Source organism: Candidatus Magnetobacterium casense, assembly GCF_000714715.1.
Taxonomy (GTDB): Bacteria; Nitrospirota; Thermodesulfovibrionia; order Thermodesulfovibrionales; family Magnetobacteriaceae; genus Magnetobacterium; species Magnetobacterium casense.
The window spans coordinates 1-17,788 of the sequence record NZ_JMFO01000022.1; the positions used below are offsets into that span (position 1 = coordinate 1).

Sequence of the window (17,788 nt, forward strand, 5' to 3'; positions counted from 1 at the left end):
AATAAACAATGCAGTAGATGAAGTAAGGAGAAATGAAGTAAAGGAACAAATTAGTACTTCGAGGTAAAAAGTATATATTTCTTAAAAATAGAGATGAATTAACAGAAACACAGAAGGAAGAATTGAAGAAAATAGAATTAATGCCGTATCTGAATTTACAAACTATAAGAGCATTTCATATACGTGAAAATTTTCAATCAATTTATACAGAACAGACACAAGAAGAATTTGAATTAAAACTACATAAGTGGTATTTTTGGGCAACTCATAGTCGCTTAAAGCCTATATATGAAGCAGCCAAAACAATAAAAAGGCATTGGTCAGGAGTAACGAGATGGTATGAAAGTAGAATAAACAATGGAATATTAGAAGGACTTAATAGTCTGGTACAGGCAGCTAAAGCAAAGGCAAGAGGTTATAAAACATTCAAAAACATAAAGACTATTATCTACATGCTAACAGGTAAGCTGGATTATACTAAGATTGGGCTACCCACTTGAAATGAAAAGGAACCAAGATAAATTGCTGTCCTAATTCAAATTACAGGAAGAGACAGAATCGTCATATTCATGCTAAAATATAGGTAAGCGTTAAAGGAGGCTTGTTTATGGCAACGATAAAAGCAAAATATCTGCATGGGGTCTTTGAACCTCTGGAAAAAGTGGAATTGTCTGAAGGTAAAGAAGTAACAATTACGTATGAGGGTGGAATTGATGTAAAGACTGTTAAGGCGAGTGATCTCTTGAAACATACCGGAATAATCTCGGTTGGTGGTGATGCTGTTGAGGATACAATGAATTATGCAAGATAGGGTTATTCTGGATGCTAATATATTGGTCGGACTTTATGACAATAAAGATTCATGGCACAAGCAAGCCAACGAATTAATATACGAGCTGGGGAAAATCGTTAATGACCTGATAATACTTGACTGTGTTGCAAATGAAACTTTCACAGTGCTTTCGAGAAGATTGAAAGAACGTAAGGGTGTTAATTCAATTTTACCCATTTTTGGAAAATTAAAAATGGATTTATCGAAAGAAAAGATAACTACCTCTTATTTTCTCTTAGAAACTGATTATAATGAAATAGTGGATAGAATTGTTAATACCAAAGGGGTGATTAATTTTCATGACTCTTTAGATAATAGCGTTTGCTTTAAAGCATAAAATCCATTATATTGCAAGTTTCGATAAAAACTTTGATGGAATTAGCGGGATAACCAGAATTTATAATGTGGAACAGATTAGTCGCATGTTTTGCTAAGAAGTTACAGTATCGCATTTTGACTATATATAAAACATGCAGCACTCTTTATGGGGTAAAGGTGAGAGGTTAGACCGGTGGAAGAATTCCCGCACTCGGTAGTGCTGAAGGCCTCCGCCGGATCGGGAAAGACCCGTGCGCTGACAAAGCGCTTTGTGAGGTTCCTGTTATCGGCGGATATACGCAATAATTCGCTGAAAAACATCATTGCCATCACGTTTTCCAATAACGCATCCAGGGAGATGCGACAACGCATTGTCCTGTGGCTCAAGGAACTCTCAATTGGCAAGCCCGATACACTCAACGAACTCTCCGCCGAACTCGGCACCGACAACGACTCGCTGCAGCGACAGGCCGGTGGCGTCCTTGATGAGATATTTGAGGGCTTTTCGTTCTTCCAGGTGCGGACGATTGACAGCTTTATGACCTCGATATTCAAGGCATCCGCTCTGGATATGGGCTATAACCCGGACTTTGACATCCTCCTCGATTACGAGGCGCTGATGGAGTATGCCTTTGAGGTCTTCCTGCGGCGCATCCGCCATAATTCCAAGGAAGCCGCCCTCATGCACGGCGTCGTTGACCTCATACACGACAGCCGACAGGACGACAGGACTTTCCTCTGGGAGCCTACCGCAACCATACTCAGAGAGATCAAGGCAATATATCGTAAATTGGCCTCCACGGGCGCCCGCCTCGTCATCAGCGATCACTACAGGGCCATGGAGACCGTTAAACACTCACTGCGACGACAGGCCGAGTCCCTCCACGAACTGATCGAACGCTCACAGCTTGAAAGAAGTGGCACGAGTGCATTTGTCAACATCCTCGAAAACATCCGAACCGACAGATTTGCAGACCTCATCAACCGCGGCCTCAAGAATCCGCCCGTTAAGAAACCTACAAAAAAGAACCATGCCACAATAGCCCTCTACGACGAAATCTGCACACATTGGGCTGAACTTGCTCAGACAATCAGGCAGTATATAAAGTTGTATTGCCAGGTGTACTATACGCCGTTTATACGGGTCTACAAGGCATTTGAGGCCGGCCTTGACCAACTCAAGAGGCAGCAGGGTATGATTTTTATCGACGACATCTCACACAACCTGTCGCTGTACCTTAACCAGGGTATCGTCCCGGACGTGTACTTCAGACTCGGACAGAGCCTCTGCCACTACCTCATAGACGAGTTCCAGGACACGTCGCCGATCCAGTGGAAGAACCTCACGCCGCTGGTGGAGAACTCCCTCTCCCAGGGGGGGAGCCTCTTTGTCGTTGGCGACACCAAGCAGGCCATCTACGGATTCCGCAACGCCGATTACCAGATCATGCGGGGACTGGAACACTCGGCGCCATTCCCCTGCGCTGCGCACCGCATTGAGGAACTCGACACCAACCACAGGAGCCTACAGACAATCCTCAGCTTTAACGAGGCGGTCTTTAAGCGGCTGTTACCACGGGATGAGGACTACAGCATAGCCGGCGCCAAGAGCGGTCTGACCAACTACACGCAGTTTGCCAGGTCCGGCAATCCGGCCGGTGGTTATGCCGAGGTGCGCATCGTTGAACTTGATGCGGAGAATCAGCCCGAAAAGGCCATCGTACAGGCCCACGTTGAGGAACTCCGCAGCCGGGGCTACAGATACCGCGACATCGCCATCCTCACAGACACAAACGACAACGTTGTACAGACCGCTGCATGGCTCAACGAACGGGGGATCGACTTTGTCTCCTTCAGCAGTCTCGACATCCGTACCCGGCGTCTGACAGGCGAGCTGGTTGCACTGTTGAACTTCCTGGATTCCCCGCTGGATGACCTGTCTTTTGCGACCTTTTGTCTGGGGGACGTCCTTGCCGCCGCAGCCGCTAATGATGCCGTGGCGTTGGACAGGGGATTGCTTGAGGCGTTCTTCCTTGAAAACCGCAACAACACACCACTCTACAAGGCATTTCAGGAGAGTTTCCCGGCACTTTGGACAAAATACTTTGAGGGGCTTTTTAAATCCGTTGGGTACCTGCCCCTGTACGACCTTGTCACCGACGTCTATGGCGTCTTCAGGGTCTTTGAGACGTTCAGGGACGAGGAGGCCACGCTGGTCAAGCTCCTGGAGGTCATCAAGAACTACGAGGACATCGGCAACGAAACCATCCGTGACTTTCTCGACTATGCCTCCGAGCAGGACAGGAACCAGGTCGACTGGAACATCGATGTCCCAAAGAGCAAGGACGCCGTTACCATAATGACCGTGCACAAGGCCAAGGGACTGGGATTCCCAGTGGTCATAGTCCTCATGTACGGGCAGAACAACAAGGGCTTTGATTATCTCATCGACAGAAGGGATACTGATGAAATTGATGACACCGGAGTTACACTCCTAAAGGTCAACAAGAAGATTGTTGCAGCGATACCGGAGTTTTTATCTGGCGCCTACGAGGAGGAGGTGCTCAGGGACAAGGTAAACCGTCTCAATGCCCTGTACGTGGCCTTTACGCGTGCAAAGGCGGAGCTTTATGTCGTTGGCGTAAAGGGTGCCAGGGTGTCGTACCCGTTTAATCTGTTGCCCGTGGATGAGTTTCAGCCCCGTGCCCCTGATGTCGGCAAACCGGAGGCCGTCCAGGTGGCGGATGAGCCGGAGTCGGAGCCGTTTGTGTTGCGTTACCATCGCAGAGGCATTGATTTTGCGCCAAGGCAGCATCAGGCGCCGGATATTGGCGTCTTTACGCCAGGGGTGGCCCGTCAGCGCGGCGAACTCATTCATCGGATACTGAGTCTCATTGATTACACCGTGGATGTTATCCCGCAACTGGAGGCGGTTGTTGATCGGGTGCTTGTGGCATCGGCCCATCGCGGCATAAGGGCAGAGGTCGTGGGTATCCTGAGGCGGTTCTTTATGGTGGATGGTCTCATGGAAATCATTGGCAGCAGGGTCGGCAGGGAGTTTCTCAAGGAGCAGGAGTTTGCCCTCCCTGGTGGTACGCTCTGCAGGATGGACTTGGTGGTGGTGGACGCATCTAAGGTAGTGGTTGTGGACTTCAAGGTCAGCGTCGGGGATTCCCCCGTGCATGAGCAGCAGGTCAGCAACTATGTCAGGATACTCCGCGATTATTTCAGGGGCCGTAAGGTCGATGGTGTCATCGCCTACGTAGAACAGCCGCGGCTCAAATGGGGTGGAATTTTTGGTGCGCTATGATATATAATAATAATACAGTTGAAATAAACTAACTTTAAAGAATGGAGAGAGGACACAAAGTATGAAGAAGCGATTGCTGTTGGTAGTGGTAGTAGGAGTGTTTTTAACGACCCTGGCATGTTCAAAGGCACCGGAGGACAATGTGCTTAAGAAGGGTGGCACTACTATTGTCAAGTTGGGACAGGAGACGATAACAAGCGAGCAGTTACAGGATGAGCTGGCAAAGTTGCCGCCAAACATAAAAGCCATGTTTACCGGTAAGGATGGCCTTAAGAGGTTGGTCGATGAAGTAAAAAAGAGGGAGGTACTATACCTTGAGGCTAAAAAGGTCGGACTTGACAAGGACCCTGAGTTTGTCAAAAAAATAGCAGAGTTCAGGAAAATAAATCTCATTAACACCCTTATCCAGAAAAACGTTCAGACGGCAAACGTTAAGGTAACCCCCGAAGAGGCAAAGAAATACTACGACGATAACCAAAAAGAGTTCGTAATGCCCGAACAGGTCAGGGCTGTCCACATCCTTGTAAAGACCGAAAAGGAGGCAACTGACCTCTATGACAAGTTAAAGAAGGGTGGTGATTTTGCCGCTGCGGCAAAGGCATCCTCACTGGATACCGCTACGGCGGATAAGGGGGGAGACCTCGGTTTCTTTTCACGCGGTCAGATGGAACTCAACTTTGATGAGGCTGTATTTAAGCTGAAGAAGGGGGAGTTAAGCACACCCGTTAAGACCTCCTTTGGCTACCATATAATCAAGGTAGTTGACACCAAAGAGGCAAAGGTCACCGAATTTGAAGCCGTAAAGCAAATGATAATTCAGTACCTCACTGGCGAGAAGCAGAAGAAGGCGTTTGATAGCTACTACTCATCTGTGGAGAAGAACTACAGTGTGCAGGTTGACGAAAAGGCCCTTGATGAATTTGTAAACAAGCAGAGTGCCCCCGCTGCCGCAGCTCCAGGTGCAGGTGCGCCCAATGCCCCGGCACCACCACCACCGGCAGGGGAACCACATAAGTAATGTTGCACGCAAAACAGATATTGCTATCTGTGCCTATTAAAGGATTGTTGGTATGTTGAGACTAAGGGATGGCATCGTTGAGTTGTATACAAAGGTGGCCTCATCTATCCCCTCTGACGTGGAGGACGCCTTAAAGCAGACCTATACGTCAGAGACTACAGACAGCGAAACAGGACTAGGACGTGGCAGTGGATGTTTCCATGTTATAATTGATAACGTCAAAAATGCCAGGACAACCAGAAAGCCATTATGTCGTGATATAGGCATACCTGTTTTTTGGGTGAGGCTACCATACGGTCTTGATCGTCAACAGATAACAGTTGAGATCGTGGAGGGTAGTAAGCGAGCAGTTGAAAAGTTGCTCCGCAGTCCTGCAGATAGCGGTGGTTCAGAGGCGGATGTGGCTGCTGTTAATCCTGCCATTTACTTTGAGGATTCCGATAAAAACAACCTCGTCGTAGACCTGCTACTTAAAAACACCGACTGTCAACCTGGCGGAGAGTTATCCCAGGTAGAGGGCAGTGCCTCCTTTGTCTTAAAACCTGATACCGACACTCAGGTCAACACTGAAGATTACTACGACAAAATCAGAGACGTTGTAGCAGATACCGTCAAAAATGCAAAGAAGAGAGTCTGTGGCCCATACACCATAGGGGTTGGCATCGGTTCGGCGGGGGACGATGTGGCCATGATCTCCAAAAAACAACTCCTGAGAAGACTCAATGACATCAACCCCGCAACACAGGAACTTGAAAAAAAACTACTGGAGGACCTCAACGCCATCTATACCACTGCATCGGGTTCAACAGCGGAGACTACTGCTTTGGGGGTTAAGGTCGGGGGCAGTTATTCAGACCCCGCATCCGTTGTGGTAAACGTCTCCATCTGTTGTTGGGCCAACAGACGTGGCAGGCTGATCTGGGGGTAGGTGGCCCTGCCCCTGATGTCTGACACCATTGATATCACATACGACATAACACCTCGCCATAAAGCAGACAACATCGATGCCATACTCCGGGAGATCGCACTGGAGCAGACCGTAGAGGTCCCCGACGGATATTTCTTCAACAAGCCCCACATAAACACGGCTATAGTGCCCACGGTAAAAGACGTCCACCCTACAGAGCAGGGGCGTTACCGTGCAACTCTGGCGTTTAATCCCGAGGTAACCGCTTATCAACTGCCACAGTTTTTAAACGTCCTCTTTGGCAACATTTCGTTTAAGGGCAACATAAGGGTTGTCGCTATAGACCTTCCGGAGGCCTTCCTGGGGACATTTAAGGGGCCGGGGTATGGGATACCGGGGATACGTCAGATGTTGGGGGTTTACGGCAGGCCGTTGTTGTCTGCCGTGCTCAAGCCCATGGGGCTTTCTGCGGCTGACCTTGCCACTGTCGCGACGGAGTTTGCCCTCGGAGGAGCCGATATCATCAAGGACGACCACGGACTGACAGACCAGGCATTTTGTCCCTTTGAGCAGCGCGTGACTCTCTGTCAACAAGCCATTGAGGCGGCAAACGCAAAGACCTCCCGAAAAACCCTATACTTCCCAAACGTCACTGACGGCGCAGACAGACTCGAAGGTCGCATCCGGTTTGCACTGAGACAGGGCATTGTCGGTGTGCTGGTGGCACCATACATCGTAGGGCTTGATACGGTGAGGTACCTGGCCTCAACATATCGGATAATCATCATGGCACATCCGGCGCTGACCGGGGTCTACTTCCACGACCCCCATCACGGCATACGGCCCGCTGTGTTGTTGGGCACCGTGTTTCGGTTGATGGGCGCTGACCTGTCAATTTTTCCCAACGCCGGTGGGAGGTTTAACTTTACGCCGCAGGAGTGTCTGGCCCTGTCACAAGAACTGAGGACGCCGCTTGGGCAACTGAAACCGGCCTTTCCGGCACCAGCAGGTGGCATGAGCCTCGACAACGTCCCCGACATGGCCGCCATGTATGGCCCCGATTCGGTCTGCACCATCGGGGGATCGCTCTTAAAGCATCCCGCAGGTATCAGAGAAAGCACGGCGGCGTTCCTTGAAAAGATTGTCTCCAACTTTCCACAGGCGTATTATCAGCCATCAGCTCAGTTGTCCACCACGCAGCGGCAAGCTCAAGCATCCCAGGTCTCCGTCACACTGGGGGAGGCGTTTGAGCACCTGGCATTTGCCGAGGGCTTTCGGTGGTCAGGTCGGCCCCCACGGCCATACAAGGAGGGCGTCAATCTGCCGTTTCGGTACATCTCCAGGCATGAGCTTATCGGACGGTACGGCGAGGAGACACGCTTTGACCTACGATACTTTCAGATAGACCCTGGCGGGTATTCGACCTTTGAGCGACATCTTCACATCCATGTGGTTATCTGCATCCGTGGTGAGGGCGTGTTTGTAATCGGCGGCAATCGGTACTCGTTGAGGCCATTTGACGTTGCATACGTAGCGCCAATGCGACCACATCAGTTGCTCAATGAGTCAGACGTCCCTTTTGGCTTCTTCTGCATCGTTGACCACGAACGCGACAGACCTATACAGCTTTGAGAATATAGCATATTGCAATTGGATTAAATACAAAATACGTGGTATTTTTACGGGATCAAGGGGGCTGGCCCCCTTGCAGGGGAGGTCTGAGGAGGGCCAGGTGCGACTTTTATGGCAGTGGTGCCTCACCCCCTGGAGCGGAAAAGAAGCTCCGCCGCCCTCCTTCTTTTCTTGATTGGGAACAAATTTATCGTGGAATTGGGATTGACAGTTCCCCTTGTTTTTTGTTACTTTTAAACTAATGAGAAATATTGCGGTGCTGTTTTTCTTGCTGACTCTGGTTATGGTGGGGTTATTGGGCGGAGATTACGCCTATGCCTTTGACGTAGCGGGAGTTAGACCAACCCAACCCAATGCCGTGTTTTCAACGTTTTCTACGGCAACCAACCCCCCGGGTATTTTTGCCAACGAAATCTGCCTTGAGTATGCCGTTGAGCCGACATTTTATCGCATCACATCCTCCGTAACCTACGGGATCGACTCCTGGAGTGAATTGCTGGCGACGGTTCCTTTTCGCATACAGAGTGAAGAGTATGGGTTTGAGGACGTCAGTGTCGGCCTCAAGCACCGCTTTAAGGATGAAGGTGACATCCTGCCATCGATGGCCCTGTTGATGAGCGTTTCACCTCCGTCGGGTATCAGCGACATAACAACCCGCGGGCGATATGGAGGCGGATTAATTACCTCCAAAAAAATCGGACCATTTATGGTACATGCAAACGCCTTTTATTTCTCTCCGTTTGATAGGTCCCTCAAGGGTGAGTGGAATCTGCTCCTGGGTACCGACATGCCTGCAGCGAACAATGTCAACTTCCTCACCGAAGTGGATATCAAAAAAAGTCACTTCTCAAACAATATCGATTTCGTCGAAGGAAGGCTCGGCTACAGGTACAGACCTCTCAAGTACCTCCATACAACCCTGGGCACTGGCTACGAGTTTAAAAGCCGACAGCCAAATCTGAGGGTCTTTCTGTCCTTTACGTTTGTCTATCCCTATAAAGAACCTCAAATTAAAAAGATATACGAGGAGGAATAAGCGTTATAAATCATGTTTGACCTCGGAATGCAGGAAATCATCATGATCTTTGTTGTGGCGCTGCTCGTCTTTGGCCCCAAGAGCCTGCCGGACCTTGCCAAAAAAATAGGTAAGGTGCTCGCTCAGATTAAGCGGATCATGTTTGATGTCAGAAACCAGGTCAACTCCGCCATGTACGCAGAAGAACATAACCCCTTAAGTGAGGAACTCAATAACATAAAAAGAGAACTGCACGACATCAGGCTCAAGGCAAATGAGACAACATTACAAGAAAATTCCAGGCTGACAAAACAACCGGAAAATAAAGAGTCGGAAACGCAGGAGGAAAAGAAACAAAGTTGAGTCAGGACGACAAAATGTCTTTCATCGATCACCTGGGCGAACTGAGACAGCGCCTGCTTATAACCATCGGTGCAGTCATTGTCGTCTTTATCTTCGCCTTTAACTATTCCGAAGAGCTTTTAAGGTTTCTCATGTTCCCGATGGAAAATGAGCTTGTCTTTGCACTTAGGTCGCCTTTTGTCTCATTTGTCTCAAAGCATATGAAAAACGTCTCTCTGGTATTCCTCCAGCCCGCTGAGGCATTCTGGATGCACCTCAAGATAGCGATGATGGCAGCCGTGGTGACGGCAATGCCTGTGGTGCTGACTCAGGTGTGGTTGTTTGTTGCGCCGGGGTTGTTGCCCAACGAAAGAAAGTTTGCACTGCCTTTTGTAGTGAGTGGATGTGTGCTGTTTCTGATGGGGGCGACCTTTTTGTTTTTTTGTCATCCTGCCATTTGCCCTGGGTTTTCTGCTGACCTATAAGACGCAGTCCCTTACGGCAATGATATCCATAGGCAGCTACGTGGACTTTAACATCAAGTTTTTGCTTGCCTTTGGGTTGGTCTTTGAGTTGCCCATAGTGATCCTGTTTCTGACCAGATTTGGATTTGTCACGCCCGAACGACTGGCCAAAAGCAGAAAGTACGCAGCGATCTTTGCCTTTATCATCGCCGGAATACTCACGCCAACACCCGATGCCTTTAATCAGACGTTGATGGCCGTCCCTATTATTGTGTTGTATGAAATTGGTATAATTGCATCTAAGATTATATTTCCAAAGAGCAAGGAGATAGCAGTGGTACAGGAAGATACGTAATGGTCTTATCAGACAGAGACATAAAGAAGTGGCTGCAGGAGGGCAAACTTGCTATAGACCCCGCCCCTGATCTGTCAAAGCAGTTGGGGCCGTGTTCGTTAGACCTCAGACTGGGCAATGAGTTCTGTGTCTTTGAGCACAGCAAACACCCCTATATAGACCTGCGAGGCAGTTACAGCATAGAGGACATAATGAAGCGCGTGCAGATACAGGATGACGAGGCGTTTATCATGCAGCCGGGGGACTTTGTCCTTGCCACGACCATAGAGTCGCTGCACATCCCCAACGACCTCGTAGGTCACATAGACGGTCGCAGCACGCTGGGCAGGCTGGGGTTGATTATCCACGGTACAGCCTCGAAGTTTGACCCCGGCTGGCACGGCAAGGCCACGCTGGAGCTTAGTAACATCGGTCGGATGCCGTTGGCCCTGTATCCGGGGATGCGCATCTGTGCCTTTACCTTTGAGTTACTGTCAAGCCCTGCCGAAATGCCCTACGACAAAAACCCTCGCTCCAAGTACGTCAAGCAAGACACCGTTGAACCTGGCAAGCTCTCTCCTGAAGACCTATAGCCTGACCACCGTGTTGTTTGACATTGGTTCGACGCTGGTAAACAGCCCGGGGCGTTCACCAAATGCCTTAATAGCCGGATTTATCAACAAACCCGGCATTGGCTCCGCCGACATTGGCAGCATCATCATGCAGGAGGACTTCAGCGGACCTGATGAGGTGTGCGTGCGTCTTGAGGGCGCATTTGGCGGCATAGACCCCGGTGTCAGGGAGGACATTGCCAGGCTGTGGGCGACCCAATCTGCCTCGCTGGAGAAGCTCCGCGTCTCAGGGGATGTCGTCAGGTGTTTCAAGGATGCCGGCTGTAAAATAGGGGTTGTCTCAAACATGTGGAGGCCCTACTACGAGGCATTTAAGGATGCCTGTCCTGAACTGTTGGAACTCATAGACTACCAGGCGTTGAGTTTTAAGGAGGGTTACAAGAAGCCCGCCCCGGAGATTTTTCTGACAACGCTGAATGCCCTTGATGCCATCCCGCAGGCAACGCTCATGGTTGGCGATACGTATGACAACGACATCGGACCGGCCATCGCCCTGGGAATGAAGACCGTATGGGTCTTGTCGCGCATTGAGCATGAGCGTCAGGCACTCATCGGGGTAATCAACGGGCAACGGCCAAAACCCCTGTGCTGCGTTGAAGGCATCAGCGACTTCGTATAGAGGGAAGAAGAAGAAGGGGGCCAGCCCCCTTGACCCCTTAAATGTCATTGTGGCCTTTGTTTATGTGCTGGTGGTTTTAGGTCTTTTATCGTGTGAATCTCAGGTCGGTCACTTAACGCCAACGCAGAGGGGGGCAGAGCTGATATTTGACGTGACAACGTTGAAGGGGGAAGTGCCTAAGTTTTACACTTACAGGTATCAGGGTAAGAAAATTAACTTTTTTGTTATCAAGGTGGATGGTAGGGTGATGTCGTTCCTTGACGCTTGCAAGTCGTGTTATCAGAGGAAGTTGGGGTTTGAGTTTCACGATGGTTACTTTATGTGCAGGTCGTGTAAGACTAGTTACTCCGTGCATGAGATCGAAAAGGGGATCAGCAATTGTATGCCGGTAAAAATAGATGGCAGACGACAGGGTGATGACTATCGGATAAGCGTCTCAACCCTTGAGGGTATGGCGTATATGTTTTAGCTGAGGTCTGGGCTACTTCTTTAAACTTAGGCTGTCACTTTCAAAAAATATGTCTTCTTTGATACCCTTGCTCAGGAGAAACTTGACTACTTCTACCGGTTTAAAGAACAGTCTCAGTTTCCACAACTTCTTGCCGGCATCGTTGACAATAGCCCCGTCGAGCTTGTCTATGACGTTAGATAGGGCATCGATGGCCTTTTCACTAAAATCGCTTCTTATCCTTAACTTCTCTGCCAATACGTTTGCATCGTGCAGGTCGATGAGAAACCTCCTGACAACGGATTTCACCGACAGGAGATAGCCTTTACCGGAGTCAGACTTTAAAAACCCGGGTACGTCTAACAGGAAGGACGTGAGCGATTTAACATCAGGCAGATTACCCAGGTACTTTATATCCACGGCGTATTTGTCACTGCAATGTCTCAGCAGTGTGCTTGCCAATTGCTGTGCCTGCTCATGGGCAATCCTGTTTAGCACCAGAAAGGGTTGAAATTTGCAACTCACCTCCTGGACAAGAGGAAAGACCTCCGGATCGATCTCCCTGACCCGATTAACAAACCAGCTCAACATTGTAGACTCATCATGGGCACAGGCCTGCCCCAGGTCTCGTACAATGGCTCCAATATCCTTGTGCTTTCCAAACACCGTCACCATCTTTCTAAACAACGCCCCCTGGATAAACCTGTATGCGTTCATCACGGCTCCCGGTTCGGGCACGGTCACCAAAAACCCTCTATCGGAAAATATGAAGAAGTCCAGTGTACTCAGGTCCATACCCGCACCGAGATCGATGACGATGAAATCGGCATCCAGCGTGTACAGATGTCTTATCAGTTTGATCTTTAGTTCCGCAGCGGGGTTTGACATCGTGGGGGAGTAATGCGCACCGCTTATTAAACTCAGATTGGTTATCGGGGTCTTTACGACGATATCATTGAGAGAGCTAACCTTCTTGTGTATGAAGTGAAACAACGACAACGTCTTGTCAATTACACCGAAATAGGTATGGAGATTAGCCCCACCCAGGTCAAGGTCTACGACTATGACTCTATAGCCCATCATGGCCAGTGTCGTCGAAAGGGTCACGGAGAATATACTCTTGCCCACCCCTCCCTTACCTCCTGCCACTGCCAGGATGTGACCGCCCTTTTTGGGGAACTCAGTCATTACCGTTAATTACTCGGCAGCAAAGGGATACGGCACTCAGTATATGAACCAATGCATAACCCTCTCCCAGCTTTTGGCAAAGGACAGGGCATACTCCTTCCTCAGTCCAACTCGCATGAGAAAACAGTACACATGCAAGGCATTGAGGTAATGCTGTACGAGATGTCGTATATCTCTATGATTTTTCATAATACGTATAGAGGCAATTATTATACCAGAGACACTTGTTATTTTACTACCACTGTCAGGGAAACAAACATACAACCTCTTAGGCTATTCTTGCCCGATATTGGTAAGGATTGCCTCAACCTGGAAAACTCTTCCCACGGATATACCTGTGTTGGTTATGCAGACATCAGTACGGAGAATTGACACTTTATGACAGTCTATCATCACAGAAATATTTACAGCAAGAATTTATGTACCCAGGCAATTGGGGTGCCTTGTTATAGGCACGTGATTATGCTATACTAATAGGGAGTTCAACTGAGCATATCGGGAATTAGGATGAAGGATATGGCCATAAAAAAAGACTTGCTGCTTTTTGAAACAAGACTGCTTGAGAAGTTTATAATCACAGCGGAGCTGATCAGGGATTGGAAACCCCATGTCATGTCATTGCTACGGGAGATCAATGAGTACATAGAGACGTTTAATCTCTTCACGGCATTTAAGACGACCGAGGAAGGGGGTTACGACGTGGAGGTATTTTGGCGACACCAGCCCGACAGTCAGACAATACAAGCATTCGAAGAGCTAATAAAGAAAAGCCTGCAACATGACAACAGAACCCCCGCAGACCTACAATGTAATATAGTCCATGATGTTGCAGACAGGGCCATTACAATGTGCGATACGGTCCCGGTGTCCAGGGTCAAGGCGCTTAAGACCTCAGAGGTAGACGGCATTGTTGGTATAACAACAAACTTCCAGAATCGTGGGGAACCCGAAATGGATTCTCTTGCAGAGAGCGCTCTCAATATCTTTGCCAATGTGGCAGGCTCGATCAAGGTCATCCACGGCTATACCAGGGAGATGGCGTTTTACGCCACGCGCGACCCCCTTACTAACCTCTTTAACCAACGGGTGTTCTGGGAACTCTTGCAGTATGAATCCGGCAGGGCACACAGACGCAACTACAGTTTTGGGCTGATGGTCATAGACTTCGATAACTTCAAGACGATAAACGACAGCTATGGGCATCACTTTGGTGACAGGTTTTTGCAGTTGGCGGCGCTAAAGCTGCGTCAGTCCCTGCGCGATGGCGATATCCTGGCCAGATACGGCGGGGATGAATTCACGATAATCCTGCCCGAAACCACCGAAGAACAGGCCATGCTTGTGGCCACAAGACTGACCAACGACCTGGAGTCCCTGGACCTTAAAGACCCCGCCGGTAGAAAAATAAGAACCACCGCATCCATAGGCATTGCCATATGTCCCACGCACTCCAGAGACGTCAAGGAACTCTTCCGCATAGCAGACAGCGCCATGTACAAGTCCAAGAAAAAGGGCAAAAACATGATAAGCCTGCCCACCAATGAAGACATAACAACCGTATCTCTTCAGAACAAGGAAAAAAGCCTTTTCCTGCTCAACGCCGTAAATAAAAAGGAAAATATCATCCCCCATTTCCAGCCAATTATAAACGTACAAACCGGCGCAACTGAGATAAATGAACTGCTCATGAGACTGGTAAAAGACGAAAAACTCATGGTTGCCGGGGAGTTTATAGATGTTGCCGAGGACATCGGCATAGTACACAAGCTGGACTATATAATTATAGAAAAGGCCTTTGACAAAATCCATACAGAGGGTTATACGGGAAGACTCTTTGTCAATCTCTCACCGCGATCGCTGACCATCACGCGGTTTATACCTACCATCGTAACGTTGGCCACCGACTACGGGATACAACCATCAAACGTTGTCTTTAAACTTACCGAGCAAGATGCGGTTAAGAATCTTGCCGTAGTGGAGAGGTTTGTCCTTGATCTGAGGCACGAGGGATTTCAGTTTGCCATAGAGGACTTTGGCTCCGGCTTCTCGTCATATCACTACATAAAGAGAATACCCATTGATTACATAAAGATCGAAGGAGAGTTTATCAGGGGCATGTTTAAGGACGTCATATACCATGCCTTCGTAAAGAGTATAGCGACCCTTGCTATGGAGTTAAACATAAGGACAGTGGCAAAATACGTTGAGACCCCCGAGACCCTTAAAGAGCTTGCACTGATGTCAGTGGACTATGCCCAGGGGTATTTTATTGGTATGCCCTCAGGGGTTATGAACAATCTACTTGCTGTAAAGAAAATTCTATGACGATATAATAGCACCTGCCATGAGCGAAGGGGGTTCGGCGCCGCTTCTTTGCCGCTCCAGGGCGTTTTTGGCCCATTTAGCCTCTCTATAATTGTGGCCAGGTACTTATGGCTTAGTTCTTCAATACTTTAAATGCGCTATTAGTGTCCTCCCATGTACGGATTGAGCCGTAAAGAGCAGAAACCGAAAAATGTATGATATTATAGGTTAGCCTCAAAATGCGTTGAATATCTTCTGAATTCATATGCTTGCCAAATAGTTTTTTGGATCCTACAGACAAAATATGGATTAAATCTTTACCGCAACATACTTGCATAACATCGTAATTACGTGTCATTTTATTATGAATGTCAGCTTCTAAATCGTTTTCGTTGAGTCTCGATTGCATGTTTGATTTTAACAACACATCTTTTATCATTTTTTTTACATCAATTGATAGTGTCACGTGATCAATAAATACTTCGTATTTAATATCTTTGAATATCAAATCTAAATTTTTTTGAGTTCTTGACGAAATCCAACGCAGATATCCGATAGGCAGTGCGTTATTAGTTAGCAAATCAAGTACATTAGATGTCTTAAGTTTGTCTGAAGAACGATATTCAGAAATAAACTTATCAAATGCAGCGGATTGTAAGATCATTGTTTCAATATCATGTGTATCCGTCATTAATAAATTCTTGCTTGTTATAACATAATTATCCAAGCGCCAATAATCTGCATCAACAACAGCAAGGATTCCATGAAACTTGCCTGTTTCAAGAATCTCAAGTATCTTAATTACTTTCTCCCTGCCATATCCACTAAGAATCCTGCAACTTGAGGCATTTATAAAATCCCCGTATAAACGCACATCTGTTTCTCCCTCGACAATAAAAAAAGAACCTCCATAACCGGAAGTACGAGTCATTCTGATACTGTTAGCCACTCTGTGTGGTTCAATGATGTCTTTCATTTTTCAGGACCTTTCAGCGCTATAGTAAAATCCCAGTAATCTTTAATAATGTCTGGAGAGTGTGTTGCAATCAAGACATCAAAATTCAAAAGATTGGCAATCTCTTTCAAATCGCTTAAAAATTTATACTGCCACTCTATATGTAAGGATATTTCAGGCTCATCGATTAAGATAAGCGAATTTGGCGAAACTTCAAACAACAACTCATAAGTAATAACCAACTCATGCTGTTCCCCTGAAGACAGATATTTAAGTTGCAGGGGTTTACCATTTGAAGTTTTAAAGGTAAAACCGTTTTCTCTATCAATGGACATAGATTTGTAAGAAAACCTTGTACTTATTGTATTTTTAAAAAGCTCTATCCGTTTTTTGATTTCATCAAATATGGCAAGTTTTTTCTCCATATCTTCGGCGTACACCGATAGTACCTCTTTGTTTTGAGCATTAATGTCAGGCATATTCATTACTGCTCCAGTCTCATCAAGAAGTCCTACTTCCATAAGCGCTGCTCTTTTTTTCTCCAGTGAATCTAATTTAGCTTTTAACTCATCTGTATTAATATTTGATCCGGGACTATTTTTAAATAGTCTGGCAGGAAATGTCCCGTCAAGTTCTTGTGATAAGGATGCGTAGTCAGATAGTTTTAGCTTAATAGCTTCAACAAGTCTTCCGGAATACTCTTCAACGACAGATAAAAACTTACGTGAACGTTTCGGATAACCTTTTGTAGTTTGCAAAGGTGCGAATTTTAAAAGTCTCTGAGTTTTTATGAAACTAATAGAAACTGACTTTATCATCTCCTTCAACCAGTCAGGTTCATCGGTAATTTTTTTGACAGACAACTGTTTACCAAATATTTCAAATACTTCTTTCAAAGAAAGTTCTTCTCCTGTAAGTAGATAGAACCAAGTGGAAGTACCTACTTGTACTATACCCGGTATTTCATCTTCTATCAGCTTATGAGGGATATCCATGTCTTCGATTCTATTTGGTCTCAAAACAAATTCTCCTACTATTGTTTTACCCTCCGTGTACTCAAATTTTATGTCTGTATCCTTACTGTCGTCAGCGTCATTTTTAAGGGCACTAAACCTGCTTCCATTATCAAATGTAATAGTCAGTTCACTAAAAGGGGTAACAGTGATATCATGATAGCTTCCCTTAAAAAAACTATCTATTATTGTCAGCATCACAGTTTTACCAAAACCGTTTGGACCGTGAATAATTGTAATATGTTCATGTGTATTTATTGGTATCTTATGATTAAAGATGCCAAACAATCCCTTTACCTCAATTTCTTTTATCTTCATCCTGGTTTACCTCTCTGTCAGTTAACATGTCTTTATAGCCTGAAATATACCCAAGTATTTGTAACAGCTAAAAAGATACTTAATTGCCTTTTAGGTTATAGAAAATCGATACATATTGTCAACAGTATCATAAAAAAGG

17 protein-coding genes and 1 pseudogene are annotated in these 17,788 nt (G+C 47.0%); 15 read left to right on the plus strand and 3 right to left on the minus strand.

All coding sequences use genetic code 11. The features are described from left to right. Positions 1-65 precede the first annotated feature (65 nt). From Mcas_RS11325 to Mcas_RS11385, 14 genes and pseudogenes are all read left to right on the plus strand, one after another. Positions 66-500, plus strand: a pseudogene (locus tag Mcas_RS11325) (transposase); the annotation flags it as partial. Between the two features lie 107 nt (positions 501-607). Continuing rightward, positions 608-811 (plus strand): antitoxin family protein, encoded by a 204-nt coding sequence (locus Mcas_RS11330; RefSeq protein ID WP_040335663.1) that lies wholly within the window; start codon positions 608-610, stop codon positions 809-811. Then, a complete protein-coding gene (locus Mcas_RS11335) occupies positions 801-1,169 on the plus strand; it encodes a PIN domain-containing protein (protein ID WP_040335664.1) in 369 nt (122 codons plus the stop codon). Before Mcas_RS11330 ends, Mcas_RS11335 begins: the two co-directional genes overlap by 11 nt. A gap of 174 nt (positions 1,170-1,343) precedes the next feature. Next, complete coding sequence (locus Mcas_RS11340) at positions 1,344-4,460, plus strand: UvrD-helicase domain-containing protein (RefSeq protein WP_040335665.1); 3,117 nt, start codon at positions 1,344-1,346, stop codon at positions 4,458-4,460. Between the two features lie 61 nt (positions 4,461-4,521). Beyond that, complete coding sequence (locus Mcas_RS11345) at positions 4,522-5,478, plus strand: peptidyl-prolyl cis-trans isomerase (RefSeq protein WP_052567261.1); 957 nt, start codon at positions 4,522-4,524, stop codon at positions 5,476-5,478. Positions 5,479-5,530: 52 nt separating this feature from the next. Then, entirely contained in the window at positions 5,531-6,406 is an 876-nt protein-coding gene (locus Mcas_RS11350; RefSeq protein ID WP_040335666.1) for a fumarate hydratase, read from the plus strand. Between the two features lie 15 nt (positions 6,407-6,421). Further along, entirely contained in the window at positions 6,422-8,017 is a 1,596-nt protein-coding gene (locus tag Mcas_RS11355; protein ID WP_156033334.1) for a RuBisCO large subunit C-terminal-like domain-containing protein, read from the plus strand. 256 nt (positions 8,018-8,273) lie between these two features. Continuing rightward, positions 8,274-9,053: a hypothetical protein gene (locus tag Mcas_RS11360; protein WP_040335667.1), complete on the plus strand. Its 780-nt coding sequence runs from the start codon at positions 8,274-8,276 to the stop codon at positions 9,051-9,053. A 12-nt stretch (positions 9,054-9,065) separates the two neighbouring features. Then, positions 9,066-9,395: a Sec-independent protein translocase subunit TatA/TatB gene (locus tag Mcas_RS11365; RefSeq protein ID WP_040335668.1), complete on the plus strand. Its 330-nt coding sequence runs from the start codon at positions 9,066-9,068 to the stop codon at positions 9,393-9,395. Beyond that, complete coding sequence (tatC, locus tag Mcas_RS18995; protein WP_268749000.1) at positions 9,392-9,859, plus strand: twin-arginine translocase subunit TatC; 468 nt, start codon at positions 9,392-9,394, stop codon at positions 9,857-9,859. The genes Mcas_RS11365 and tatC (Mcas_RS18995) overlap by 4 nt, the downstream gene beginning before the upstream one ends. Further along, positions 9,849-10,193, plus strand: coding sequence for a twin-arginine translocase subunit TatC (gene tatC, locus Mcas_RS19000; RefSeq protein WP_268749001.1), 345 nt, complete (start codon positions 9,849-9,851; stop codon positions 10,191-10,193). The genes tatC (Mcas_RS18995) and tatC (Mcas_RS19000) overlap by 11 nt, the downstream gene beginning before the upstream one ends. Continuing rightward, positions 10,193-10,765 carry a dCTP deaminase gene (dcd, locus tag Mcas_RS11375; RefSeq protein ID WP_040335669.1) on the plus strand — a complete coding sequence of 191 codons (573 nt, stop codon included), beginning with the start codon at positions 10,193-10,195 and terminating at the stop codon, positions 10,763-10,765. The genes tatC (Mcas_RS19000) and dcd overlap by 1 nt, the downstream gene beginning before the upstream one ends. Beyond that, positions 10,731-11,423 (plus strand): HAD family hydrolase, encoded by a 693-nt coding sequence (locus Mcas_RS16870; protein ID WP_052567265.1) that lies wholly within the window; start codon positions 10,731-10,733, stop codon positions 11,421-11,423. The genes dcd and Mcas_RS16870 overlap by 35 nt, the downstream gene beginning before the upstream one ends. Positions 11,424-11,472: 49 nt before the next feature. Beyond that, entirely contained in the window at positions 11,473-11,892 is a 420-nt protein-coding gene (locus tag Mcas_RS11385; protein WP_040335670.1) for a Fe-S-containing protein, read from the plus strand. Between the two features lie 12 nt (positions 11,893-11,904). Here the strand turns inward: Mcas_RS11385 and Mcas_RS16875 are convergent, their stop codons facing one another. Beyond that, positions 11,905-13,059: a nucleotide-binding protein gene (locus Mcas_RS16875; protein WP_052567266.1), complete on the minus strand. Its 1,155-nt coding sequence runs from the start codon at positions 13,057-13,059 to the stop codon at positions 11,905-11,907. A gap of 516 nt (positions 13,060-13,575) precedes the next feature. On the opposite strand from Mcas_RS16875, the gene Mcas_RS11395 reads away from it, so the two are divergent. Continuing rightward, the gene (locus Mcas_RS11395) at positions 13,576-15,384 is read left to right on the plus strand and encodes a putative bifunctional diguanylate cyclase/phosphodiesterase (protein ID WP_052567268.1); all 1,809 of its coding nucleotides are present in this window, start codon (positions 13,576-13,578) and stop codon (positions 15,382-15,384) included. 112 nt (positions 15,385-15,496) lie between these two features. On the opposite strand, the gene Mcas_RS11400 is transcribed toward Mcas_RS11395, so the two are convergent. Beyond that, positions 15,497-16,339 carry a DUF4435 domain-containing protein gene (locus Mcas_RS11400; protein ID WP_040335671.1) on the minus strand — a complete coding sequence of 281 codons (843 nt, stop codon included), beginning with the start codon at positions 16,337-16,339 and terminating at the stop codon, positions 15,497-15,499. After that, positions 16,336-17,649, minus strand: a complete 1,314-nt coding sequence (locus Mcas_RS11405) for an AAA family ATPase (RefSeq protein ID WP_040335672.1) — start codon at positions 17,647-17,649, stop codon at positions 16,336-16,338. Before Mcas_RS11405 ends, Mcas_RS11400 begins: the two co-directional genes overlap by 4 nt. Between the last annotated feature and the right edge of the window lie 139 nt (positions 17,650-17,788).

Excerpts from the sequence above, each read along its gene's own strand:
- Mcas_RS11330 (WP_040335663.1), top strand. The coding sequence starts at position 608 with ATGGCAACGATAAAAGCAAAATATCTGCATGGGGTCTTTGAACCTCTG.
- Mcas_RS11335 (WP_040335664.1), top strand. The coding sequence starts at position 801 with ATGCAAGATAGGGTTATTCTGGATGCTAATATATTGGTCGGACTTTAT.
- Mcas_RS11345 (WP_052567261.1), top strand. The coding sequence starts at position 4,522 with ATGAAGAAGCGATTGCTGTTGGTAGTGGTAGTAGGAGTGTTTTTAACG.
- Mcas_RS11350 (WP_040335666.1), top strand. The coding sequence starts at position 5,531 with ATGTTGAGACTAAGGGATGGCATCGTTGAGTTGTATACAAAGGTGGCC.
- Mcas_RS11355 (WP_156033334.1), top strand. The coding sequence starts at position 6,422 with ATGTCTGACACCATTGATATCACATACGACATAACACCTCGCCATAAA.
- Mcas_RS11365 (WP_040335668.1), top strand. The coding sequence starts at position 9,066 with ATGTTTGACCTCGGAATGCAGGAAATCATCATGATCTTTGTTGTGGCG.
- dcd (WP_040335669.1), top strand. The coding sequence starts at position 10,193 with ATGGTCTTATCAGACAGAGACATAAAGAAGTGGCTGCAGGAGGGCAAA.
- Mcas_RS16875 (WP_052567266.1), bottom strand. The coding sequence starts at position 13,059 with ATGACTGAGTTCCCCAAAAAGGGCGGTCACATCCTGGCAGTGGCAGGA.
- Mcas_RS11395 (WP_052567268.1), top strand. The coding sequence starts at position 13,576 with ATGGCCATAAAAAAAGACTTGCTGCTTTTTGAAACAAGACTGCTTGAG.
- Mcas_RS11400 (WP_040335671.1), bottom strand. The coding sequence starts at position 16,339 with ATGAAAGACATCATTGAACCACACAGAGTGGCTAACAGTATCAGAATG.
- Mcas_RS11405 (WP_040335672.1), bottom strand. The coding sequence starts at position 17,649 with ATGAAGATAAAAGAAATTGAGGTAAAGGGATTGTTTGGCATCTTTAAT.